Source organism: Fulvitalea axinellae, from assembly GCF_036492835.1.
Taxonomy (GTDB): domain Bacteria; phylum Bacteroidota; class Bacteroidia; order Cytophagales; family Cyclobacteriaceae; genus Fulvitalea; species Fulvitalea axinellae.
The window spans coordinates 3,285,631-3,311,736 of the sequence record NZ_AP025314.1 but is presented as its reverse complement, the minus strand read 5'-3'; the positions used below and the strand labels follow the sequence as shown (position 1 = coordinate 3,311,736).

At 46.9% G+C, this 26,106-nt stretch carries 10 protein-coding genes; 3 read left to right on the top strand and 7 right to left on the bottom strand.

The genetic code is table 11. From position 1 onward, the window contains the following. Positions 1-20 precede the first annotated feature (20 nt). From AABK39_RS12395 to ligA, 5 genes are all read right to left on the bottom strand, one after another. Entirely contained in the window at positions 21-1,211 is a 1,191-nt protein-coding gene (locus AABK39_RS12395; RefSeq protein WP_338391232.1) for an ISL3 family transposase, read from the bottom strand. Continuing rightward, a complete protein-coding gene (locus AABK39_RS12390) occupies positions 1,201-2,373 on the bottom strand; it encodes a pentapeptide repeat-containing protein (RefSeq protein ID WP_338391668.1) in 1,173 nt (390 codons plus the stop codon). The genes AABK39_RS12395 and AABK39_RS12390 overlap by 11 nt, the downstream gene beginning before the upstream one ends. A gap of 210 nt (positions 2,374-2,583) precedes the next feature. Then, positions 2,584-3,459 carry a 4-hydroxy-tetrahydrodipicolinate synthase gene (gene dapA / locus AABK39_RS12385; RefSeq protein ID WP_338391667.1) on the bottom strand — a complete coding sequence of 292 codons (876 nt, stop codon included), beginning with the start codon at positions 3,457-3,459 and terminating at the stop codon, positions 2,584-2,586. Continuing rightward, positions 3,452-3,982 (bottom strand): DUF6913 domain-containing protein, encoded by a 531-nt coding sequence (locus AABK39_RS12380; RefSeq protein WP_338391666.1) that lies wholly within the window; start codon positions 3,980-3,982, stop codon positions 3,452-3,454. Before AABK39_RS12380 ends, dapA begins: the two co-directional genes overlap by 8 nt. A gap of 304 nt (positions 3,983-4,286) precedes the next feature. After that, entirely contained in the window at positions 4,287-6,302 is a 2,016-nt protein-coding gene (ligA, locus tag AABK39_RS12375) for an NAD-dependent DNA ligase LigA (protein WP_338391665.1), read from the bottom strand. Between the two features lie 199 nt (positions 6,303-6,501). Between ligA and AABK39_RS12370 the strand changes: the two genes are divergently transcribed. Beyond that, positions 6,502-7,140, top strand: a complete 639-nt coding sequence (locus AABK39_RS12370) for a TetR/AcrR family transcriptional regulator (RefSeq protein WP_338391664.1) — start codon at positions 6,502-6,504, stop codon at positions 7,138-7,140. 106 nt (positions 7,141-7,246) lie between these two features. Here the strand turns inward: AABK39_RS12370 and AABK39_RS12365 are convergent, their stop codons facing one another. Then, positions 7,247-9,058, bottom strand: a complete 1,812-nt coding sequence (locus tag AABK39_RS12365) for a M61 family metallopeptidase (protein ID WP_338391663.1) — start codon at positions 9,056-9,058, stop codon at positions 7,247-7,249. Positions 9,059-9,164: 106 nt separating this feature from the next. Further along, positions 9,165-9,593, bottom strand: coding sequence for a hypothetical protein (locus AABK39_RS12360; protein WP_338391662.1), 429 nt, complete (start codon positions 9,591-9,593; stop codon positions 9,165-9,167). Between the two features lie 884 nt (positions 9,594-10,477). On the opposite strand from AABK39_RS12360, the gene AABK39_RS12355 reads away from it, so the two are divergent. Next, on the top strand, positions 10,478-11,557 hold the full coding sequence (locus AABK39_RS12355; RefSeq protein WP_338391661.1) for a PorP/SprF family type IX secretion system membrane protein: 1,080 nt from the start codon (positions 10,478-10,480) through the stop codon (positions 11,555-11,557). A 51-nt stretch (positions 11,558-11,608) separates the two neighbouring features. After that, entirely contained in the window at positions 11,609-25,840 is a 14,232-nt protein-coding gene (locus tag AABK39_RS12350) for a T9SS type B sorting domain-containing protein (protein WP_338391660.1), read from the top strand. Positions 25,841-26,106: the final 266 nt, after the last annotated feature.

Genomic DNA, 26,106 nt, shown 5'->3' with positions numbered 1-26,106 from the left:
TTGACAATTTCTGTGGTGCTCTATATCCCAGAAACTAATACCCTAATTCTCATATGCTCAAAATTCGGTATCCCGAATGAGATTCGTTTGTAGTACCGAATCATGTTATTCAAGCCTTCGGTCATTGCGTTAGTCACTCCGGTTTGAGTGAAAGCCCATATCTGAGTGCGCCAGCGACAAAGGGTCTTAACAAATCTGTTGAACCCTTTTTGGTTCACGTCCCGTGCTTTTTCGATCCATTGGTCCAATCGTTTCTCGTCGGATACCTTGGTTTCTGAAAAGTCCATGATCTCCAAAAATTCGTTCCGTAGGTCATAGGCGTCTTTCAATAAGGCGGAATCCCGGAACGCCCGACCCAAAGATTCCCGTTGCCGGGAACAACAATGGTCAGGACGTTTAAAAAGGGCCCATTTTATATTCTTGAAACAGTCCGTGTCTTTGTGTTCTTTTCGCAACTTTTTCCTGATTCCGTCTAATGAATCGTTCAGGGATTTGACGACATGAAAATAATCGATGACTACCGCAGCGTTGGGAAAACAAGCCTCGCACACATCAATGTAGGGCCTCCATATATCGCAGGCGACAACCTCTATCCTCCGCATGAATCCGTTGCCAAGAGACTGGAAATGAGACCTAATCGTTTCTTTTTTCCGGTCTTTGAGAATGTCGAGGTGAATGCCCCGTTCCAAGTCCGTAAGCACGCAAACATAGTCTTTCTTCCCTTTTCGGTGCGCCAATTCGTCAATGCCCAATTTTCTGACGCGGGCGTACCTGCCAAGCAAATCGACGGCTTTGTTTGCGTGCCGAAAATATATTCTCTCCACCGTCTTATGGCAAGCGTTGACCAAAGCGGCGACCTCGCTGAACGATTGTTTGGCGCAAAGTTCGAAGATCCATTTTGATTGCCTGTCGGTATGGGATTTTCCGGACGAGGCCCATTCAGGCCTGTGAAGAAAGTATCTCCCGCAACCTTCACAAACAAACTGGGGAACCCGGACGTGAAGCCAAACCTCTTTTCCGCTGATGCTCAAGTCTTGGTATTTATGCAGACTGTATTGGTTGATTGTTTCTCTTTTCTTAAGACAAACGGGACATTCACGGTAATTTGGCAGTGAATACCTATCTTCTTTGGACCGTGCACTACAGATTCCACCTTCAGATAAGGTAGGTGCAGAATTGACCCGTAAAATTCTTCTTCCGTCATTTTGCAAAGAGACTACTTTCCACAGAAATTGTCAAAGCACCAAAATCTTCTTGATATAAGAACTTTGTGGTTTCATCGAAGATGGCTCCTTTTTCTTTGAGGTAGTTTGGGGTGACACTTTTGAGGCTTGAGTCGTTTGTGTCAAAGTATTTTGTGCTTGTTAAGTCAGATCCTTTGAAATCGGTCTTGTTTAATTTGGTGTGATAAAAGACCGAATCATTTAAGATCGCATCATTTAAGTTAGCCCCTTCCAAGTTAGTGCAATTTAAGGATGTTTCATTTAGAATTGAGCCTTCCAGATTTGCCCCGCTTAAGTCAGTGTCCTCCAATTTTGTTCTACTAAGGTCTGCGTAATATAGGTTCGCCTTGTAGAGTTTTGCCCTGCTTAAATGGGCACTAATCAAATTCACATAACTTAAATCCGCTTCTATAAATTCTGCTTCATTCAATTCTGCCCATGTAAAGTTTGTTCTGTTCAATTCCATGTTGTTGAAACAGAAAAAATTGAGCTTTCCGGCTTTTAGGTTTCCTTGGCTTAGGTTTCTTTTACGTATTTTATATATACTGCCTTTTTTACCTTTTTTGGTAAAGGCTAACGTCACTATTGTATGGGTTAGGAAACTTATACTTGGGAGGTAGCAGTTTTCGTAATCTATATCATCTACTTGTTGGAAGCGGACTTTCAATATATTTTGCTGTTCTAGAGTTCCTGTTTTTTTTGCATCTTCGATTTGTTCTTTTAATGATTCTAGCTCTTTTTTCTGCATTTGATCACACCGTTTACTCAATTCCTTTCCTTCACTACGAATCATTCCGCATAAGATGTTAAACACAGGTTCTCGATAGCTCTCGTTTTCTTTTGCAATATCATGTAGAGCGTAGATTCCGCCTAAGACTATCGGGTCCTTGTCGCTACCTAGGTGTTCGATAGCATTTTTGAATCGTTCTTCCACTAAGCCCCTTTCTGTATTGGAAGCTTGTTTCATAAATGCGGCTGATCTAAGAAAGTTCACCCGTAGAGCAATAGCTCCAATGATTCCGGCCCAAACTGGAGTTAGGATTTTAAGCATTTCGCCTTTTGGGTTGGCGTCTTTTACTCCGATGGTGAAAAGGCTTGCCAATTCATCGAGATAGTTTAATGAGAGAGGAATACTTACTATAGCTACCACGACTAGAGCAATTGTCAGTATGTCGAAGTTCTTCTTTTTGAGGTCATTGAAAAAATAGGGCTACAAGTTATTCATTCCCCGCAAGCCGTCAGCACATTTTCAATTTACCGAAAGAAGCCCAGTTCAAAAAGTATTATGTATTCCTATAAACAAAAAACGCCACGGCGATTAACCGTGGCGTTTTTCTATTCGAAAGATATTTTTGAAGTCTTAGAGACCCATTTTTTTGATTTCGGCTTCGATGTTGGCGCGGAGACCTTCGCTGGCTTCTGCCAAGGGGAGGCGTACGTGTCCTTTGCATACGCCGAGGATTTCCATGGCGGCTTTTACGCCCACTGGGTTCGATTCGGTGTACATATGCGGGTTGATGCTGGAAAGGGCGAAGAGCGCGTTGCTGGCTACTCCGAAGTCGCCTTGGAGGGCGGCGTTGGTCATTTTGCCCATCAGCGCCGGGAAGGCGTTGGCGAGTACCGAGATCACTCCCGCTCCGCCGAAGCTGATGAGGGAGGTGGTAAGCATATCGTCGCCGGAGATCAGGAGAAAGTCGGCGGGCTTATGCTTGGCGATCTCGATGCACTGGTTCAGGTCGCCGGAGGCTTCCTTGATGCCGATGATGTTCTCGTGTTCGGCGAGCTTGAGGGTGGTTTCGGCGCTCATATTTGATCCCGTACGTCCGGGGACGTTGTAGAGGATCACCGGTTTCGGCGAAGCGTCGGCCACGGCCGTAAAGTGGCGGATTATGCCTTCTTGGCTAGGCTTGTTGTAGTATGGACTGACGGACAAGACAGCGTCCACGCCTTCGAGGTTGGACTGTTTAAGGCGTTTGACCACCGAGCGGGTGTCGTTTCCTCCCACACCGTACACGATCGGGAGATTTTCGGGGTTGTTGTCGAGTACGAAGCTCAGGACTTCCTGTTTTTCCTCCTCCTCAAGCGTGGCGGACTCGCCGGTGGTACCCATGACTACCCAGTAGTCGGAATCCTGGGCCGTATGGCGCAGAATGTTGCCGAGCGATTCGAAATCGATCTCGTGGTCTTCGGTAAACGGGGTGACCAAAGCCACTCCGGAGCCTTTCAAGTTACGCATAATCCTCTAGCACGTGAATGTAATGTAACATCTCCTGGATGGCGTCGGAATAGCCGGCGCCACCGCCTAACATCAGTTCGTAATAGTCCTCTGCCCCGGGGCGGAATATACCCACGCGGCACTTTGCCTTCGAGGCGGCCAGCAGGTGGTCCGTGACCGCATTCGGTTCCGTGTCTATATGGAACAGAAAATCGAATGGCTTGTCCATGAACGCTCCGATCATCTCGTGAACGGGGCGCCCTTTCCAGTCGAAATCCGCCGACGTGAAAATGTCGAAGTCTTCGATAGGGCAGTCCTTTTCGCCGGGAAAATAGGCTATCAGGGATATTTTCTTACCCTTGCCGCTGTTCCTCAGTTCGGTACGGAGCCTCTTGGCCGCGTCGGTTTTCTTCTCGTCACCGATGGTGAAAAGGATACCGGCGGTTTGGGCGTTTTCCCAGGAAGCGGGATTTCTTTTCGCTTTGTTTTTCCTGAGCTGTTTTTCGGTGCTCCGTTCGAGCAGACGCTCTTTAAGGACGAACATGGTTCAGAACTTTCTTTGCAAATGAAATAAATTTCTATAAATAAATTCCGCCCAAAAGAGCGAAAAAGACCAAAACGGAACAATGTTTCGAAATTGTCCGACTAACAGAATGGTGTTCTTGGTCTGTCGGCGTTTTGGACGGCCGGTTTTGGCTCAAAAGCGACGAAATCCGCCGAAGCAGAATAATGTTTGGCTTTCGGCGGCTTTCGTCGCTTGTCCCGAATCGGCGTCGGAATATAATTTCAAAGCGCTACATTTCAGGGTTTTCCCTGTGTTGGCCCGGGTGCTGGCTTTGCGCTTTTTGTCAGTCCGAAATCAATTCGGCGAAATCTTCTTCGGAGATTATTTTCGTGCCGAGCTTTTCCGCCTTGGAGAGTTTCGACGGGCCGATTTTCTCTCCGGCCAGCAGGTAATCGACTTTGCTGGAAATGGCCGAGACGATTTTTCCTCCGTGGGCTTTCACGGCGTCTTTGATTCCGTCGCGGCTGAAGTTGGCAAAAACTCCGGAGACTACAAAGGATAAACCGTCAAGTTGATTGCTCGCCGGACTTTGTGAGTCGTCGGCCACTACCTCGAACTGAAGGCCGTGCGACTTGAGTCGCTCGATTAGCTCTTTGCTTTTTTCGTTTTTGAAGAACTCGATTACGCTATTGGCAATCTGTTCCCCGATTTCGGGCACGTCGATCAGCGTTTCGAAATCCGCTTGCTCTATTTTGTCTATCGACCCGAAGTGGCGGGCCAATTTTTCGGCCACGGTTTTCCCCACGAAGCGGATGCCGATGGCGAAAAGGACGGTTTCGAAAGGTTTCTTTTTAGAGTCTTCGATGGCTTGGAGCAGTTTGTTGACCGATTTCTCCTTGAAGCCTTCGAGTTCGATTACTTGGTCGTAAGTCAGTTCGTACAGGTCGGCGATGTTGTTGGCCAAGCCTTTGTTGAACAGCGCGTTGATGGTGCGTGTGCCCAGACTCATGATATTCATGGCCTGGCGCTGTACGAAGTGCTCTATCTTGCCTTTGATCTGCGGCGGACAGCCGGTCTCGTTCGGGCAGTAGTGAACCGCTTCTCCTTCTTTGCGTATCAGTTTGGTGTCGCATTCGGGGCAATTCTCCACAAAAGCGATGGATTTGCTTTCGTCTGGACGGTTTTCGGTGGCCACGTCCACGATTTTTGGGATGATTTCCCCGCCTTTTTCCACGCCTACCGTATCGCCTTTGCGGAGACCGAGGCGTTCGATCTCGTTGGCGTTGTAGAGTGACGCTCTTTTCACTACCGTTCCGGCCAAATCAACGGGTTCCAAGTTGGCTACGGGAGTCACGGCTCCTGTGCGACCCACTTGGTAAGTAACGTTTTTGAGCTTGGTGTAAGCCCTTTCCGTTTCGTATTTATAGGCGATTGCCCAGCGCGGGCTCTTGGATGTGTTGCCCAGGCGTTCGCGTTGTTTGAAATCGTTGATCTTGATTACGATTCCGTCGGTTTCCACGCCCAACTCGTTACGCCCTTCCCGCCAATGCTCTATATATTCCATTACCTCGTCGAGGTTGGCGCAAAGCCTGTATGTGGGCGAAACGAAGAATCCCCATTCCTTCATCTTTTCCAAGGCTTCGGCTTGGTTTCCGACTCCAAGGTTTTCTCCCAACAGATAATAGAGGTAGCAGTCAAGGTTACGGGAAGCCACGACTTTGGAGTCCTGCATTTTTATGGTTCCCGAAGCGGCGTTCCTCGGGTTTGCCAATTGGGCTTCGCCGATGTCCTCGCGCTCGGCGTTGATGCGACGGAACTCTTTGAGCGGAAGCATTACCTCGCCCCGTACTTCGAAATCTTCGGGGAAATCTTGGCCCGAAAGGCTGAGCGGTACGGTGCGGATGGTGCGGACGTTGTTGGTTACGTCGTCGCCCTGCGTTCCGTTTCCGCGTGTTACGCCGGCGCTGAGTTTACCGTTTTCGTAGCGCAGGCTCATGGCCACGCCGTCGAATTTGAGTTCGCATAGATATTCGAACGGCTCGTCGCCGAGGGTTTTGCGGATCCGCTGGTCAAAATCGGCCAAGTCTTCTGCCGAGTAGGTGTTGCCGAGCGATAGCATCGGGTAGCGGTGCGTTACGGTAGGGAATTCTTTGGTTATCCCTCCGCCCACGCGGCTCGACGGCGAGTTCGGGTCGTCGAACTCTGGGTGGGCTTTTTCCAGGGCGATGAGTTTTTCGAGTAAGGAATCGAATTCTCTGTCGCTTACCACGGAGTTTTCGTGGAGATAATATTGCTCGTTATAGTAGTTGAGCTTTTGGCGTAATTCCAGTATCTCGTTCCGTGCCTGTTCTTTGTCCATAGGTATGTTGGGATAAGTTCTTCGTTTTTGGTTCGGGCGGATTTGGCGTGTAAGGCCGGGCCCGTATCCAAAACTATAAAAAAACGGCGAGATTTTTAGTTGGGCAGGAAACTGGGCAGGAATCTTAGTTCAGATTTCTTGGAAACTAATTCTCGCTTCGTTAGTTTTATAACGGCGAAAACAAGATAATTAGCGTACTATGGACAGGCATACGAAAAAAAGCGAGGAAATATTGGAAACAGCCCGAAAGCTGTTTTTCAAGTCGGGATATACGTCGATTACTATGGACGACATCTCGAAAAGCTTAGGAATGAGCAAAAAAACGCTTTATAAGTATTACAAAGGCAAGCACGAATTGCTGCTGGTGGTGGTGGAAAATTGGAAAACCCGACTGTCGCAAAGCGTGCAGGAAATTTTCACTGACCCGGAAACTCCGTATGCGGTAAAGCTTCGAGAATTATTGACGCTGACAGGCACAAGCCTTGCCGACGTGAGCGCCGTATTTATGATGGACATTCAGGAGAATGTGCCGGAGGTATGGAATGACGTGACCAGGTACAAGCGCGAGGCGGCTTTTTTGCGTTTCCGCAGATTGATTGAAGAGGGGCAGAAGAAAGGTTTGGTATTGCCTACGGTAAACAAGGATTTGGTAGTGGCGCTGTACGCTAGCGCAATCAATAATCTACTTGATCCGGTTTTCTGGAGAGTGTTGCCGATAGACGTGCAGTCCGGAATACCGGAGAATCCGTCGGAGATTTTTGATCAGGCCGTAAACGTGATTTACGAAGGTATTTTGAGCGCTGAAGCTAAAAAAGAGTATGAGGAACTGAAAGGTTGATCGCTTTTCTGTTTTGAAAATAAAATAAAAGGGCACCCGCACAGGGTGCCCTTTTTCTGTATCAGGTATTAGCTTATTTAGGTGCCTAATACCGGCTGATTCCAACTTAATTTTTCTTAAGCCAGAATTCTTTGAGCCTTTTCTGGCGATCGGTTGGATTCTCGATTTCCATGAGGGCTATGTTTGCGCGGTTGTCGGCTTTGAGTGTGACATTTATGTCCATTAGCAATCCGTCGCGAGAGATAGTGACCTTGGCGGTTTCGCCCGGACGTTTGAATCCGATCAGTTTCGAAAGTTCCGATGAGTTTACACGGAATCCGTCCACGGCTATGATTTCGTCGTTGACGTTCAGTCCGTTTTCGTAAGCGGATGTACCGCGGATTACCCGGGTAATTGTCAGCTTGCCGCCTCTTTCCGAAGTCATGGCTCCGAGATACGCGCGGGTTTGGCGTCCCTTGTTGCGGTCGATCATCTTGATTCCGACTTTATCGAAGAATTCGTTGTATGGAATCTGCTTTGTGCTGTGGATGTAGTTTTTGAAGAAATCATCCATGCTTTTTCCGGCCACTTGGTTGACGGTGTTGACGAAGTCGCGCTCAGTGAACCCGCTTCCGTTTTTCAGATACGTCTTGCGATAAAGTTCGAGCATTACGTCGTCGAGTTTTTTCTTGCCGTCGGTGGCGTCGATAATGGCTAAGTCGAGCATAGCGGCCACCACGCTTCCTTTGGTATAATAGGAGATCGTGGTGTTGTAGCTGTTCTCATTGGGGCGGTAAGCCTTGATCCAAGTGTCGAAGCTTGACATGGCAAGAGGTTGCACGCGTTGCCCTGGCTGGTTCTCGATGCTTCCGATGCCGTTTTTGAGTCGTCCCAAGTATTCTTTTTTCGAAAGGATACCTGTTCTTTCCAGCAACAGCTCGTCGTAGTAGCTTGTGATGCCTTCGCTTACCCAAAGCAGGGTAGTGTAGTTCTCGCTCTGGTAGTCGAACGGGCCGAGGCTTTTCGGGCGGAGCCTTTTTACGTTCCAGACGTGGATGTATTCGTGGCACACCAAGCTGAGGAAGCTCTGCATTCCGCCTTTGGTGGCGTATGCCCAGCGGTTGACTTGGAGCGTGGTGGAGTTGAGGTGTTCCAAACCGCCGCCGCCGTGGCTGAGGTTGTGAACGATGAACGTGTAGTCCTTGTTCGGTTGGTCACCCCCGAATACATCGGAGCAGGCGTCAACCACTTTCTTCATCTCCGCCTTCAGGGTGTTTTCGTTGTAGTCGGCTTTGCCGTACATGGCAACGGTAAACTTAACGCCTTTTGATTCGAAGTGGAATTCCCTTTGGTTTCCGATTTCGAACGGAGCGTCGGCCAATACGTCATAGTTTGGCGCTGAGTAAGTGAATTTCTTGCCGGGAACGGGATCTAGGCCAGTGTTCACCTTTTTCCATTCTTTGTAAGGCTTTACCGTAACGGTAACGGGAGTTTTCTTTTGTCCCGCAACGTACATAAATACGCTGGTGCCGTTGAGATAGCCGTGCGAAGCGTCAAGGAAACTTGTTCTTACGGAAAGCTCGTAAGCGTATACACGATAGCGGGCCGTGACGGACTTGGCTTTTTTGCTTTGGATTCTCCAGGTGGCCTTGTCGGTTTTTTCGCTTTTGAGCGGGTTGCCGTTGGCGTCCATAGCCTGGAACCCCTCAACGCTTTTGGCGAATTCTCTTACTAAATACGAACCTGGGGCCCATACGGGCATTTTCAGGTCGATATAAGAGGTTTTGAGATTGGATACCTTCATTTCCACTTCAAAATAGTGGGTGTAAGGTTCCGGCATTGAAAGCTTGTATTCGATCTTGGGAGCGGCCTGTGCCCAGGCGCTAAAAAAGAACAGCGCGGCGAAAAGGCCGAGCGATATCTGAGAACGTTTAGTCATCAGGAGTTTGGTTTATTTTGGATATGGTGAAAGTTTTCCTGTAAAAGAGAACGAGACTGTGTTATCGTCGATTAGGGTAAGTCTATTTTAAAGCCTTGTGCTGAAGTCAAGGTTGGAACGCCGTTTTAAGCGCTGTCCAAAGTGCCTTTTTGTGTTTGACTTCATTGGCGATATCCCTGATTGGGAGTGTGTGGATCACCGCTCCGTCGTTGACGGTAGCCGGAATGTTTGTTTGCGTGCCCTCTGGCGGGGTGTAATGGCTTTCCGCAAAAATAATTGCGTTTTCGGCACCCAGACTTGTGAGGGTCTCCTCAAGCGAATCGGAAAGTTGTGTGTCCGAATGGCTTATGTTCGAATCCTCAAATCCGGTTGCCACGGCGATTTTTTCGGCGAGCTCCATTTCCTGTTCCGTAGGAGGTTCCTCTTGGAGCAAAACTATGGCAAGGGGCACGTTGGCGTCGGTGCCGGGCTTGTCTTGCTCGAACGCATAAATCCCCGAACTGAACAAAAGGGGTAAGTGGGCGCTGTTTTCCATTTTTTGCTTAAAGGGTGTAAAGGCACAAAGTACGAAAAATACTTGTCAATTCAGCGCATTGAAAGGAACGGGCGTGTTTGATTTTTTTGGCTTAACATGCTTGGGTGGAATTTTATGTTATTTAATTATTAAAATGCAGAATATAATTTTGCAATAGTGATTTTAAGTTGTATCATTGTAATGCATTAAGCGTTCGAATCGAAAGGTTTGTTTCGTTGATGAATTATTCGGTTTGAAGATGCCACACATTTTTAGATGCCGACGTGAGTCGACGCTATAGGGTGATTTTTGAATAACTGTGTGGGTTTTAAGGGTTAATTTTGTTTGTGTGAGCCCGGGCCATATTGGTCCGGGTTTTTCTTTTTTTACGGCTATGTGTGGTCTTCATTAGCGAGGCGGTCTCTAGTTTCTAGTTTTTATTTTTTGCTGCGTAAGTAATCCTGTATATTATGTATATATACTGTCTTTTTCTTTGCTTAACATACATGAACTGTGGTATGAGGTACAATCACTACTTGGATAAATTAAAAATATTCTTTTTTCTATTTATAATTCAATTATTGATTCTTTTTACTAAACTTTCTTTCAACTGTTATGTGCCCAATTGTGCTCAGGCAATTTTGATACATTAATTGTGTATTTTTAATGTTATATTTTTAATGAATAAAATTAAATATATATAATTGATTTCATGACGGTGTTTGCGAGTATTTTTTGATCATTGCTTGAAACGGGGAAAAATGAATGAGAAAATACCCGGTTTTTATTATAAACATATGCCGGGAAATGCCTATATTCTTCCATGAAAGTTGCATCAGCCATGTAAAGTGGTTGATAAATAAAAGGTTGTGAGTTTTTTCGCTTCTTAAAATGAATAAATGATCATGAAAAACCATGTATTGGTATATTTATACGCGGCCTATGTTGCGTTGAAGACTTCATGTGGGGGGAGCGGTTTTTGGCGTGGGGCTAGACTAAGTGTGAAGTTGTCCATTGTAGTCTTGTTTTTGACTTTATCCAATCTGGCCGAAGCCCAGCAAGACCCGATGTTTACGCAATATTTGAACAATTCGGTATTGCAAAATCCTGCATATGCAGGTTCGAATAATACCATTCAAGGTATGTTGCTTTACCGTTCGCAGTGGATGGGCTTTGAAGGAGCGCCACAGACAACGGCCGCTTCGTTTAATATGCCGTGGGTGAAATACGGTATCGGGATTGGCGGTTCAATGTATGTGGATGAGATCGGTCCGGAGAGAGAGTTGTTTACGGCAATGGACTTTTCTTATCGGATTAAGCTTGGTGAAAGCGAGGAGAAAGTTTGGGTGCCAATCCGTAAAACTTACGATTACCTGATGAAGCAAAGGGAACAAAAGTTCACTACTTATCTCTCTTTTGGCCTCAAAATGAGCTTTTCGGACTATAAGGTGTTGCTCGATCCCGAGGACGCAACCCAACCCGGTGACGCCGAGTTGTTCAACGATATAAACCGCAGGGCTTTGAATGTAGGTTTCGGCCTTTACCTTTACAGCCCTAAATATTATGTGAGTTTCGCCATTCCGCAACTTCTCGGTCACGACTTTTTGGATGGCGAGCAGACAACGAGAAAAAAATCGTTTGATGAGCTTTACTACTACTTGAGTGGAGGGTATGTTTTTTCGCTAAATCCTTACGTGAAATTTAAGCCCACAACAATGATCCGCTACGTGCAGGGAGCGCCCCTTTCAGTGGACGTAAACGCGAATTTCCTTTTCCTGGAGCGCTTCTGGGCGGGCCTCGGCTATCGTCTTGGCGACGCTCTGTTGGGGAATATGGAATACCGAATTACCGATCACTTTAGCGTTGGCTACTCTTATGACATGACAACTACGAGCCTTGCCCAATACAGTTCGGGCACGCATGAGATTACGCTTAAGTTCGACTTCCTGATAAAGACATTGGCTCCTTGTAAGCCATATTTCTAATATAGAATAGCACTCCGTTTTCCTTTTTCCTGTATCTGACAATGATATAAAATGAGGTTGAAAAATTTTATACTGTCGCAAATCATAGTGGCGCTTTTATGCGCAGCACTTTTGCCCCCCGAAGCCGTAGCTCAGGGAGGGCTTTTTGATATTAACGAGCCTAAAACACAGTTTCTGCCTATTGGTAAGATTGTGGATGAAACTTTTACTGTTTTGGCTCCAAAGGAACCCGTGATCACGGCAACAGCTACGAACACGGGGCTTTTTGCTTCTGGTTCAATTACTGTGACCAGCATGGGGCTGTCTTCGCCTGGGGTATTTGAATATCGTATTCAGGCAACGCCAAGCACGTGGACGGGAAGTACGACGTCTCGGCTTTCGTATATTACACTCAGGGCAGAAATGCCGGAAATGCCCGAAGCGGGAATCCGGGAAGTTCGATTTGCGGTAAAGGCTGGAGACCAAGGAAAAATGCCTGCGGGCCAAACCATAAAATTCGGGGATTTAGGGGATCCGGATTTTAAATTGAAAGACCGGTTTTCCTCAAGTTATAATATGACTGGACCCAACCCGGTATTTGCGGATATTGATAATGACGGCTTTCTTGAGTGCGTCACAGCCGTGCAAGCGCCGGGACATAATTCTTGGGGCAGACCAAACTCTTCATCGCAGACAGGGCGAATTAGGGTGTTGGAGTATAAAGACGGAGATAAAAAAGAATTCAAAGCCTCTTTTGACGGGAAAGACATCGGTTTGGAATTGCCTAGGATGTCGAGCAATCAGTATTACCTGCTTCGTCCAACTTTTGGAGATGTAGACAATGATGGAGATTTAGACTGTATGATTGGCTTTAACCGCGCCAGTCCAAGTTCGGATCGTGGCGGTTTTTTCTATTTTGAAAATAAGCTGATCGACAAGAATGGTGGCGGAACATTATATTTTCAGAGGAAGGGCAATCCTGTTTTTAATTTACCGTCACGTTACCCTACAGACTTAAAGAGTTCGAGTTCCACTAACGGATTGTCGCGGAGTGATTGGAATATGTTCTCGCCAAGTTTGGTGGACCTTAACTATGATGGCAAGCTTGACCTATTTTTCTCATCAGGTAAAGGAACATTTCATTATTACTTAAATGAGGCGACAGGAGCGGATGACCTTCCTAAATTTAGAACTAGGAATGACGGAGCGACTGGCAAGGCAAGGTATGCCGCTGGAGCGTTTGGATTGCCGTTTAATTATTCTGGTTCCAAGGGGCAGATGAGATATGACGTGACATCTGTTTTTGTGGATTATGACGGTGACGGCGACGAGGATGTTCTTTTTGGGGACTATGATAATAGTATAGGCTACTTTGAGAATATAGCCGGAAAGGGAAACTTGCCGAAATTTGCGTCAGGGGTTAAAACCCTTTGGAGTAAATACGGAAACAGTAAGGTTGCGGAATATCAGACGGTTACGATAGCTGACGTTGACGGAGATGGTAAAGTGGAACTGTATACGGGACGCCGAAAGAGTTCGTCAGGTTCTGGTTTGGGCCCGGGGTTATTCTCAGCCAAGCAGGAATTCAGCGCTGATTTTGGAGCGCAAAGGAAAGATGTCTGCATGACTAAGAACAATACTGAGAGTGCGGATTTGCCTGAATTTAATTTTACTATCATCAATCCTGATGCTAGTAAATATAAATTGAGTAACCCAACTTGGCATGTTTCGGATAGTCGTTATCTGGAGTCTGTTGAAATCAAAACCAACGGAGTGTCAGGTAAGAAGCATAAGTTTAAAGTAGTAGCCCGACAAAAGCGCAACTTGCAAGTCAGAAATATGGGACCGGGTTCTGGCTCTGTATTGATTACCGTGAGTGTGGAGTTAGTGTCTAAATCTGGATCGGGAAACGTAATTCTGAATGCTGAAAGATTAAAGACAAATTACGAATATTTTATCGAGGACTGCGAAGAGCCCGCAAATGGTAGCGTGGAAGGTTTAGTCTTCGACGACCGGAATTATGAAGGAGGCCCAGGTTCCGACTTTGATGGTGGTGTGGGTGACAAGCGTGTGCATAACGCCACTGTGGAAATTTACCGTGCGACAAGTGATACGGATGGGATATTCCTTAAATCGGTTAAGACAGGAGCCGACGGAAAATATCGCTTTGAAGAGTTGGCTCAAGGAGACTACTTTGTCCGTGTCGTTTCAGGAACCGTTAAGGCGGATAGAGGAGACGGGACCGAAATGGCTGTTCAAACTTTTAGAACTGATCCGAGTTCAACAGAACCGTTTGTCACGGATGAAATAGGTGGTCCCGAATCGAATAAAGGTTTTATAGACGGTTTGGTGAACGTAGGGGAAGTGACTCTGGAAACTTTGCGGAACAGCGTCTATAACACCCAATCCGTTTCCAAAGTCGAAATTGGCGATGAGGGATCTGGTAATAATTCCCAAATAGAGGATGTCGACTTCGGTTATAGTTTCTATGCCGTTACGAATACTAACTCCACCGGTCAAGGTTCTTTGGCGCAAGCGATCCATAACGCCAATGTTATCGATGACGATGCGATAAACTCTGTAACGGAGCATATTCGTTTCGCTATTCCGGGATCAGGTAATGCGGAAGGACATCATGAAATTATGGTGCCCATTTCAGGTTTTGAGGATATCGTTACCGAAATGATCATCGATGGATCCATGAAAAGGGTTGGTGATGTCGTAGCTCCTGAAGCCACTCCAAGAAAAAACGGCCAGCATGATTTGAGAATAGCCTTGAACGCTTCAAATCTCGACGCAAGTAAGACGGCGGTGTTTAATGTCAAAAGCTCTAGGGAGGAAGTGGGTAGAAACCACTCCATAATCCAAGGTTTTATGGTTTATGGAGCCAATAAGTCGGGGCAAGCGGTAGTTGAGCTTTCGGCAAACGGAACGACAGTTCGAAGCAATTATTTGGGCTTTACAACAGAGCATAGGCTCATCCCTGGTCCGGAATCCTTTTACTCTTTGCCTGTGGATGTGGATTCGCAGAAGAATAATGAGGGTATAAGAATCGTTGCGTCTGCTTTTGGAGGTGACGATAACGTAATCGGCGGAAAGCCTGCGGGTGTAGGCGATACCACATTTTTAGACCAGACTTACGCAAACTATATCAGTAACAATGTTCGGTATGGGTTGAGGTTTGTATCGGATGGCGCTGAAATCCCTGAGAGAAACTTTGTGGCTAGCAACGTTTTTGGCTTGGGCCCAGATTTCCCGAATGTGGATGTGAGCCCGACAAGGGAGTCTTGGGAATCCGGTACATTTAACGTGTTGGGTAACTGGGCAGATGGTGCAGGTGCCGAAGGAGAAACCTCGATTTTACTTTTGGGTAAAGAAAATACGCTATGGGGCAACCTGATTAGGGAAGCCCAGACAGGCGGAATTTATGTTAAGAATTATCCCAAAAGTATAGCTAGTGGAGGCTTAATATACGGAAACGTGATCCGGGGTTGTTCCGGAAATGCGATACAATTGGAACGTGGCCTTAGCGAATACGTGGTCGGTGGATTAGGCCGGTACGACGCTAACTTTATGACAGAAAATGTAAAGGGTGTTGTGATTGGCAAGGATAAAGACCTTGTGCCGTTAATGCCTGGCGAAAGCTTTGCCGAAAATATCCCCGTGATGAGGAACTACTCATATCTGAACAGTTCCAAGATGGCGATTGACTTGGGCGATGACCTTATAACGCGTAATGACGATAAAGACGAGGATATTGGCCCGAACACAAAGCTGAATTATATTGAGTTTATGGATCCTGATCCTGGTACGGACTTTTTCCCGGCCAAGATGTCAGGTGATGGAAAGTCAATCGAATTAGGATTCCGCTTTAATGGAGAAGAAGGCCACTACGCTTTGTTCTGCTATACGGACAACATTAGGGAAGGGGAAGACTTCAGGGACTATGAACCGGGACAAGGACGCCACTTCTTCGGAGTGGTGACATTTAAGCATGAGCATCCTACCGGAGGTGGTACGACAATATCAGAACAAACAGGGATAACCTTATACCGAGCTGGTGATGCGACCAGCGTTGGGCTTGATGATATTCCGACCGATTTGGGGAGTACCCCGCCGGGTGAGAAGTCCCAAGGGTTTTTGATTGTCAATGTTGTTAGGCTCGAAGGCCCAGTGTGGGCTACAACCACGGACGATGAGTTTAAAGGTCTCAATGCTGATAATTTAAAGACTAAAATGAATATCAGTGATTGGGATGACGCTTTTGACGATTCGTCAGAGTTTACCCTGACTCCGATTGAGGTTAAACAGCTTCCTGACTTTTGGATAGAAGCGAAACCGGTATTCGGTCCTGACGGGAAAATCGAGTGTCAGGAAAATGCTGCAGGGCAAAAAGTGATTAAGTTGCCGTACGATTACGGAAACATAGGTCTTACAGACTTTGAACTTCCGTTGTTTGTTCAGGCGTCTTGGTTTGACCCGGTCACAAGAGAGACTGAGCTAATTGAGAAAATTTCGTTACCGGATGGACTGAAGGCTTTGCCGGATCCGTTGAAGGGAGAGTTTACTATACCTGTACCTTGCGGATTGGGTAAAAAGACAATCCTATTATATATAGAACGTTTTCCTCCGGAGATTGACAAGAACAATAACTACAGCTTTTTAAGGAATGTTGAGATAGCTTGTGGTTTTGACTTGGACTTTCAAATTCAAAGTTTTGGGCCATTCTGCGAAGGTTCTAATCCTACATTGAAAATCGAAGGGGCTCAAGATGGGGTAACCTATCAAGCGTTCACTAGCCGAGGAAATACATTGATCGGGGAATTTGTAGGAGCCGACGCGGAATGGGCTCCAGGACCGAGCAATCCCGATTTGAATTTTAGCCTAGCGGGTGATTATCCGATAAAGTTGAAGGCTATAAGGGCTGGTTGTGATGAGGTTGTACAAGACGTAACGATCAGAGTAACCAAAGAACCTGGCGTGGCATTCAAGAACCTCGGTTGGGGAGGAATGTACCATATGTGTGAGGGCGCCGAAAATAGTGAGATGTTCTTTGATTCTGATCCAGGTGTCTCGTATGACCTGAAGCTACTCGGTAGTGGTGGTAAAGAGTATGATGTTTATTCTTTGCCCGCCGATAAATCGACAGGAGTAGAGGAGACAATAGTTATAGAAGAAGAGTTTCTTCTGAACAACGATGACGGAGCACTCAAAACCGGAAGCTTCTGGGCATTTAAGTTTAGAATGTACGCTTCGGTGCCAGGTGGTTGTCCTTCCATTTCGGAAGTTGACCTTCGTTATTATGTTGGTACTGTCAAAGAAGGTTTGGAGATAGATGGCTTGGGACCTGTTTGTGACGGAGGGGAAATTACTCTTACGGTAAAAGACGTTAAGCCTTTTAGAAATACGATATATTACATTCGCAAAAATTCAACTCCTGTTGGTGTAGTTAGTGAAGAAAGAAACGCTGGAGAAGCTGTAGGAAGAGAGTTGCCTTTGACTGTGAAGACAAGGTATAACGAAGGTGGGACTGAATATTCTATTCCGGTTGGTACCAACCCGATGTCGCTGAGGGCCACGTATTATCCATTCTCTTCCAAAATTTTAACGTGCGATGTAAATATCACTGATTTTGACCTGGAAGTGATTAGCGAACCGCGTGACGTCACTGCGAAAGCAAAATCCGTGTGTCCTGACAATCCCGTAACTGTTGAGATTACGAATCCTGAAGATAAGGTGAAATACCATCTTTATTCGTTGAATGGAGCGGGAGAACTCGGAGCTTTGCTTGCTGATTTCGCTGATGCTTCCGATGAGGTTGAATTGACGGTTGACCAAGTGAAATCATTGCTTTCTCCGAATGTTACGGGTTCTGTTCGTATTGGAGTTGGAGCGAAGAAAGGAACTTGCGATATCAAGAAAGTCGGAGAGGTTGACATTACTTGGGCGGCAAAAGACTTTAACACTGGCTTGACTGTAGAAGGAAGTCAAATCTGTGAAGGGGAGACTAGCGCTACTGTTCGGATTACGAATCCTGAAGCTGGAAACAGTTATTGGGTAGACGGTTATCCGGGAGAAGCCAAAGTGGGCCAAGCTGATGGCTCGGCGCTCGAATTTACGGTGACTGTCCCTGGTACGGTAGGGATACACAGTTTCAATTTCTTTGTGGGTGCGACGGATGGCGAAAGCGGAAGTTGCTCTGATATTCTGGATAATATCGCCAAAGTAAAAGTCTTGGCTAAGCCTTTGGCTAAAGGTATTGAGCTGGCGGAAACTGTTTGCGGAAATGAGAACGTACGGATTAAGGTTAAGGACCGCGAATCATTTGTGGTGTACGAAGCTTACCAAAACGGTACTATACTTCCGGCCGCGACCAGTGAGGAAAGCGGTGACCTGTTCTTGACTATACAGCAGACCGCTCTCGATTTCACTTCTGGCAATCCGGTTCTTGAAGTTCGGGCAAGACGCAATGATCTTACGAGTTGCAGTGTCTCATTAGGGAACATTACTGTTGAGCGGAAAGCTTTCCCTCTAGCGCCTGAACTTGCGCCTGTTATGGCTTGCGGAGGAAAAGAAGTGATCTTTAGGCTTTCTCGGCTTTTAGGTGATGCTACCTACGAGGTGTTCTACAAAAATGAAGGAGCTTCAAGCGGTTCCCCATTAGAAATATTTATTCCGTCCCCTGCTGAACTGGGAGATGGCAGATTACTGTATGTAGAAGCCAGAAACGTAACTTCTCAAAAACTGACGATTTACGGAACGGTCGACAACGGCAGTTGCAAAACCGATTTTGAGTTTGTCATAAATATCACGGACACACCAAATACGGCCCTTGCGGTAGAGGGAAGCACGATGGATTGCGCTACCCGCATTGCGAAGGTTACTGTTAAAAATGCCGAAGAGGACGAATATTGGCTCCAAGACGGAAGCGATGAAATGACATTGATTTCCAAAGAGCTTAACGGCACCGACTATGTCATGACCTTCGAAGTGCCGGCAAGTGTTCCTGCCGGAACAAAACAATATACGGTCTGGACCGGAACCAAAGGGCACTGTCCTTATGAATTGACGAATAAAGCTACAATCACTGTTCTCGATGTTTATACACCTTCTGATTTAACCACTATAGAGATATGCGAAGGAGAGGATGTTTCCTTCGAAATACCTAGGCCGGGAGCAGGTTGGGTGTTGACTTTGAGCACGGATACTTATGCGTATGATGAGGAGATTGTAACGGAAGTAAGTTCTGCCAAATGGAAGGTTACTTACAAGAATGTTTCTAGAACTGGAACATCAAATACTGGAATAGGCATTGAGCTTAATCACAGTAATTATTGTCAAGTAAGCCAAATCCAACCGCTTACGGTTCGTGAGACTCCGGATGATCCGACATTCTTTATAAAAGATCCGACCTGCTTGAGTGCGGAAGGGGTTATAAAAGTTGAGGATCCTCAGGACAATATTCTGTACAACCTCAGGCATGTGGATGGCACTACCGAAAGTGTCGATCTTTTCCCTGATCGCGAAGGCGCGCCTGTAATTTTCACGGTAAACGGACTATATACATCCAAGCCGGAGAATAAGTTTGTCGTTACGGCTCACAACAAATTCAGAGAGTCGTGCGCTATATCGCCACTTGTGACGCTTAAGGTTACCGATGTTCCGAAGTTGGACTTGACGGTTCCGGAAGTGACGCTTTGCGAAGGCGGTACACTGAAGTTGAAAATCGAAGGGGCCGAGGACCAAAAGCGCTACAGCTTGTTAAGGGCTGATGATTCGGAGTTGGCTTCTGCGAGAGCTGAAGGAACTACGGTCACGATCTTGGCGAACTTGCCAGCGGATACTTATCCGGTTGGTGTTTATGAGTTCTCGGTAGGAGTGGGAAGCACTTCTTGCGACGACAAGCTGGATAATAAGGCCAAAGTAACCGTGGTGGAAACGCCTGACGTTCCGGCTCCTGTTTATGAAAAGATGGTTTGCGGAAACGTCGACGCTCAAATCCGAATCCCAGGTGGAGCCAAGTTGACTTTGGTGTATGAGGCGGTTGATGACACCGGCAATAAAGCGAACGGTAGCGTAGACGGAGACGATTATGTCTTCACGGTTCCAGCCAGTTATTTTGCGGAGCGCGTTTATAGCGAGAAGTTTAAGTTTACTATAAGTGGCAAGTCTACCGCTTCGGGTGATTGTGACAGTGATGTTAAGCATACAGTGAACTTCCTCCGTCTAACGCCTGTTGTTGATGCGATTTCGGACTTTGAAGCGTGTCTTGGCGAGCCGGTAGCACTGAATCTGAAAGAAACTAAGGCCAGTGACACATATGAGGTATGGCAAACAACACCAGACCTGCCCGCTAGCCTTGACAAAAAACCGGGAGGTGGCGATATAAGCCTGAACCTGAAAAACCACACTCCTGCAACAAGGTCTTTCCGTTTGTCGGAAACAGTGAATCGTCTCCCAGGAGAATCTTGTACTTTCGATCAAAACTTTACGGTTAAGGCCGTTGAGTTGCCTGATACGAAGTTGAGCCCGACGGTTCCTGCGATTTGCGAAGAATCATCGGCGGTGATTACCGTTCCAGGAACGGAAAATGGGTTCCAGTATGAGATCAGAACAGCCGACAACACGACTGTACTGGCTAGTTGGGCCGACGGAAGCGGCGAGCTTTCCTTTACGGTCGGTTGGGACAAAATCGAACCAAGGTGGTCTAAAGTTGACGGCGACAAGGTTTCGCTGAAGCTTTTTGTCAGGGTGGAAGACTCTTGCGAAAAAGAACTTAGCGATCCGTTTGATCTCGTTATTCTTTCCAAACCAACAGCTCCAGCTCCGGTAACGGATGAGCTTTGTGCCGATGATAATAAAGTAGTGACAGTGGCTTCTCCTGCGACAGGGATTTATAAACTCTTCAAACCGGACAGAAGCCAAGTCTACTCTGAAACGTTAACACCTGGGCAAATCACCGTTCCGGGAAGTGACCTGGAATACGGAGAAAACGACCTCGATTTGGAGGTATACCGTAAAGATCTTGTGACGTGTAAAATCACGTTGCCAGCTCATGTGAAAGTAACGAAGCTCGAAAAACCAAGCGATGTCGATGTTGTAGCAAAAGCCTGTATGGAGGAGCCGGGAATTGTGACCATTACGGACGGTGACAGTAAGTTCCGATATTCTCTTGAGGGCGGTAATTTGACGGCGCCGGATACAAAATTGAATTTCGTTTCCGATTTCGATAATCCAAGCCTGCTCAAAACCACCATTCCTGCCAAGTACATAGCTTCCGGTGATCTGGATGCGGATGGAAATCTGACATACGAATTATACGGAGAAAGGGCGGATGGCAAAGGTTGTAGAATTTTGCTGAAGACGGTTGTGGTTAGCCCTGTTGACAATCCGGGACTTAACATTACCGTAAATAATCCGACAGTTTGTGCGAATGAGGAAATCAACCTCCAATTGGGAGGTGAAAACCTTACGGAGGACGCTGATTACTGGATCGAGATCTCGGCCGGATTAGAGGATGATACCCAAAGAGTTTTTGCTGATAAAGTCACAAAAATCATCACTCTGAATCAGGGAGAATTGAATCTGTCGGCTGGAGCTACCTATAATTTCCCGATAAAAGTCGGGGCGGGTGACGAAACGACGGAAATCTGCGGAGAGGATACGGATGCGGTTGCGACGATAACTATACAGAAAGAGTTGCCTGTTAAAAACGTGACCATAGATCCTGCGGTTTGCGAAGGTGGTGTGTTCTGGGTAAGAGTTCCTGATCCGGAAACTGGCAAATACACATACGAACTTTCCGTAACGGATGGGGCTGACAACAAGCAAATCATTTCGGATTGGAAAACTTCCTCAGACGGTAGTTTGTATAAAGAACTTCCTTCGAATCTGGCCGGTAAGACAAACTTTGTCACGTTGGTGATGACGGACAAGGTCACTGGATGCGAAAGGGTGTTGCTTGACCGGAAAACTGTTGAGAAAAAAGCGCTTCCGGATGAGCCTCAAATTGATGTTTTCAAACCTTGTGAAGGACAAGAGGCCACTTTGATCGTCAAAGATGCGATCAAGGACTTTAATTACGTGCTTTACGCAAAGAATCTCGTTTCGAATAAGCTGAATGTTGCCGCAGTAGATGAAGGTAAGGGGACGGTTGCTCTCGAGATTAAAGTCGATCAGAAATTCTTGGAGGGCGAATATGTAGTAGACGGGAAAGTCGAGTTTATTCTGGAAGTTCAGGACTTTGTTACAAAGTGTACTAACAGCGTTAAAATCCCGGTTACGTTCGATAAGGAACCAGGAGCGGTGCTAGCTCCGCCACCTGCCGAGATTTGCGAAGGCGAAGGCTTGACACTGACCATTAGGAACACTAAAAAAGGTTATTACTATCAAATCTTCGAAGATGACCGTAGAATCGGTTTAGTGAAAGAGGGTAATGGTGGTGATTTGCTTTACGATATCGAAACGTCTGACCTTCCTGTCGGTGACCATACATTTATGTTGCGGGCTCAAGGTGGTTCTTGCGATTTGAAGAGTGAAAGCACGTTTGATGTTACCGTTTTGGCTACACCTCAAGAAGACGATTTGAGGAACCTGGAGATTATTACAGATGACGGGTATTGTCAAGGTGGAGGGGATTTCAGAATAACGTTAAGAAATCCAAGAAGCGGAGTCGTTTACTCGGTAAAAGACGCCAACGGAAAAGTGACCAACGGAACGTTGAACGCCGAGGGCCGTGTAGAGTTTGTCCTTGGAGCCGATTTGCCTCAGGTTGGAAGCAACTCTTATGACTTGATCGTGAGATGGAAAAACGGCTTGGGTTGCGAGAAAACTTTCGAAGACGCCATCGGGCTAAACGCTTACGGAAAGCCTGTTGCGGTGATTATGGAAGATCAGACAATCTGCGAAGGAAGCGAAGCGACCGTTAGTTTCACTTCCGAAGTGCCAGTCCGGTATTGGTTGGTGAAGAAAGGCGGATTGATTACGGCCGAAGAAGCGTGGGTAGAAAGCATTGACGAAGACAGCGAGCTTAAAGTTTCGCCAACGGTTACGACGCAGTATGACCTTTACGCCCGTTATAAACGAGGCACTTGCGATGGAATCATCGTCGGGTCCGTGACAGTCAATGTTATCGATCAGCCGGACGATATGGTTCGGGCCAGTATCGAAAGCTCTTGCTTTGGCCAGACGACTTCTAGTGTTATAATTGAAGACCCACAGCCGGGAATCAAGTATCAGGTTTTCCGCAAGTCTTCAAATGCTAGTGTTTCTGATATAGGGGTGTCAAGTGCGGGCGAGTCTCTGGAATTGCCAATTACGGAGGCCTTCGAACCTGGGGTATATGACCTGTATGTTCACGCTACTGCGGGAGCTTCTTGTGGTCGCCCGTTGCAGGTTACTTTGCGATACGCCGTGATAGGGAAGCCGGAGATGAGAACGCTGGATGGTCCTGACGGCGTTTGCCCGGGTGAGGACGCTGTTTTTAATTTGACAAACCCAGAGGCGGGAATAACTTATACACTGGAAGCGCGTGGTGTTTCAGGCAAAGTATATCGCTCTGTTCCTCTCGGTGATATTTTGACGTTCAGAATCCCGAACGCTGACCTTGAACTGGGGCAGACCGTGGAACTCGAATTGTACGGAGCTAACGAAACGGCCGGTTGTGGCAAGGAGAAACTGGACAAAGTTAGTCTCAAGGCCAAAGAGTTGGCGCCGATCAAGATCTCAGCCGAGGAAATGTGTGAGAACTTCGATGGAGTTATTTTGGTGATCCCAACCCTTACTGGTCACGAATACGAATTGACTTTGCCAAACGGAGATGTGGAAAAGAGATCCGGAAAAGGCGACGAAATCATTTTTGAGATTCCTGCTTCGTTGGCTACTGCCGGAAAAGTGAACCTGACGCTTGACGCGATTGATCCTTCCGGAAATTTCTGCCCGAATACGCAGAAATTTGCCGTAGAGGTAGTTGCCGAGCCAAACAGAAGCCTCGATGTGATATCGGACAGGCTTTGCGAAGACGGCATGGCGGAAATCACGATTCTTAAGCCGGAGAAAAACGTAAACTACCATTTGGTTTCCTTAATGGACAACCAAGAAGTGGAAACCATCAACGAGACATCAGGCGACGCATTGATACTACGATTCGACACAAGCGATCCTGATAAGTTCTTGCCAAACGAATATGACTTTGTGATAAAAGCCAGCGTAGGCAAAAACTGTAGCTATTCGTTTGACGAAAAGATTCAGCTTGAGATTTTGGCTAAGCCATTCTCTGACAGGACGGTGGTTGGCGTCCCTGATGAGGTTTGTGAAGATAATGACGCAGCTATCGAAATTCGGGCCTCTGAAGCGGATGTGCTCTACACCGCAACGGCTATAGCGCCAGACGGAACAGAGAAAGTGGTGAATACGCCTGTCAGGGGATTAGGTTTGGATGCCGACCCTCTACAGATTACCGTTCCCGCAAGTATACTTGTGGCTCCATACACCGATATCAGGGTAAGCGCTCAAAGGGTTATGGAAGAAGGTGGAGTTTGGGTGCCGGTAGACGGTTGTTCAAGTATGATTTTCGACAGTCAACGTATTCTTATCAGCGAGCTTCCGGACGGAGAAATCGAAACCGGAATTCACGCTGGATGTGAAGGTACCGTGACTTATGTAGACGTTACCAATCCATTTGGCGGGGTAAAATACCAAGTGTTCTCGGCAGACGGAAGTACGGCCGTAAGCACGGCGGTAAAAGCCAAGGACGAGGAAAAGATCAGATTGGTGATTCTGCCGATGCATATTTCCGCAATGCCTCGTGACTTTGTTGTTAGAGGAACAGCTTCCAAGCTTTGTGGTGAAGCGACCATCGAGACAACGGTGACGATCAAATCCGTTGCGAAACCGGATCTGACATATGGCGTGAGTGGCGATGTCGTTTGCCAAGGAGCGACCGAAGGAACTGTTACGCTTTCCAACTCCGCCGCCGATTCTCAATACAGAGTGATTGCGGAAGGAGTAGGCATAATCAAAGACTGGACTACCGGTCTTGGTGGCGAGATGACGCTTACAGTGAACCCAAGCGCTTTGTCTTCTGGAGAATTTGCGATTAAAATTGAGGCTAGAAGGCTAGATAGCGAAGCTTGTGAAGATGTGTTTATTAATGAAGGCAAACTAACGGTGCTGGCCCCAGTGAATAAGGGGCTGACCTTGGAAGTAGGTAAGGCACTGTGCGGTGACCAACCCGCCGAACTGCGCATCTCCGCTCCGGAAGAAGGGGTACGTTATACAGTCGAGACTAATTCTGGCGCCGATACGGGAGTTTCCGGATTGGGCGTGGCGGGAGAGGATCTCGTCCTGACAATCCCAAGCGAATGGATCGATGTTCCGCATAGCTTATTTAAGGTTAAAGCCGAAAGGCCTGACGGAAAAGGAGGCTTTATGTGCGCCGATTACCTCAATAGTTCTGCCTTGGTATCTAAAGAGCTTGATGAGGAAGCTCCGGAATTTATCTCATTCCCGGCCAATATTTACGTGGAAGCCCAAGGGGCGAGCACTACGGTAACTTGGGACGAGCCTAACGCCACAGATAATTGTGCGTTGGAGTCGGTAGTCGGAGACAGGAAATCGGGATCGAGCTTTACGATAGGTAAATCCGAAGTGACTTATGTCGCCACTGACGTTTCGGGCAACAAGACTTCGCAGGTTCTCACCGTTGTGGTGTTCAACCCTGGAGGCATGGCTGGTAACCCGCCGACGGCGAATCCGGATTTCATTTCGCTCTTGCCAGGCGAGTCTGCGGTTATCCGTCCAATGGATAACGATATTGACCCCGACGGTAATTTGGACTTGAATTCGTTCAGGTTGAAAGAGCTAGCCGGACATGGAGAAGCGAAGTGGAATTTCCATACCAAAGAATTCAAGTATACGGCTCCGGCTGACTTTGTGGGGCAGGTGTCTTACACTTATGAAGTTTATGATACCGAAGGCCACAAGGCGACCACCGAGATTGTTATCAGGGTTCTTGAGCCGGGCGACGTGAGGATTCCGAGAGTCTTTACTCCGAACGGTGACGGCATCAACGATAATTTCTATATCGAAGGTTCTGAGCAATACCCGAACAACAGGATCAAGATTTATAACCGCTGGGGAGTGAAACTTTTCGAACGTGGCGGATACATTGACCATTGGGACGGAACGGCTTCCAGAGGCGCCGTGATCGGAAGCGGTATTCTTCCGCAGGGAACTTACTTCTTTATCTTTGACAAAGGTGACGGAAGCGAGCCTGTAAGGAGTAATGTCTTCCTCAAGCGTTAATTTTGTTGCGAAAAATGATCAGTTTGGGTCTAGGCAGGACTTTGATTGATTTACTGATACCATAAAGAGAAAAGCCCCCGAATATTTTCGGGGGCTTTTTGTTTAATTATTTTAGCTTTGTACTAGCGAATGGATAATCGCATGTTTTCTCGGCTCAGTTAAGGCCGTAAGTCTTGAAACCATGTCTGGGCGTATTTCCGGGCTTCTCGTCAAAGGTTTCTAATGTGCGGTGTTTCGTTGATCAGTCCTTGGCTAATCCATTTGCA

Coding starts and splice junctions, on each gene's coding strand:
- dapA (WP_338391667.1), bottom strand. CDS start 3,459: ATGCGTAACTTGAAAGGCTCCGGAGTGGCTTTGGTCACCCCGTTTACC.
- AABK39_RS12380 (WP_338391666.1), bottom strand. CDS start 3,982: ATGTTCGTCCTTAAAGAGCGTCTGCTCGAACGGAGCACCGAAAAACAG.
- ligA (WP_338391665.1), bottom strand. CDS start 6,302: ATGGACAAAGAACAGGCACGGAACGAGATACTGGAATTACGCCAAAAG.
- AABK39_RS12370 (WP_338391664.1), top strand. CDS start 6,502: ATGGACAGGCATACGAAAAAAAGCGAGGAAATATTGGAAACAGCCCGA.
- AABK39_RS12365 (WP_338391663.1), bottom strand. CDS start 9,058: ATGACTAAACGTTCTCAGATATCGCTCGGCCTTTTCGCCGCGCTGTTC.
- AABK39_RS12360 (WP_338391662.1), bottom strand. CDS start 9,593: ATGGAAAACAGCGCCCACTTACCCCTTTTGTTCAGTTCGGGGATTTAT.
- AABK39_RS12355 (WP_338391661.1), top strand. CDS start 10,478: ATGAAAAACCATGTATTGGTATATTTATACGCGGCCTATGTTGCGTTG.
- AABK39_RS12350 (WP_338391660.1), top strand. CDS start 11,609: ATGAGGTTGAAAAATTTTATACTGTCGCAAATCATAGTGGCGCTTTTA.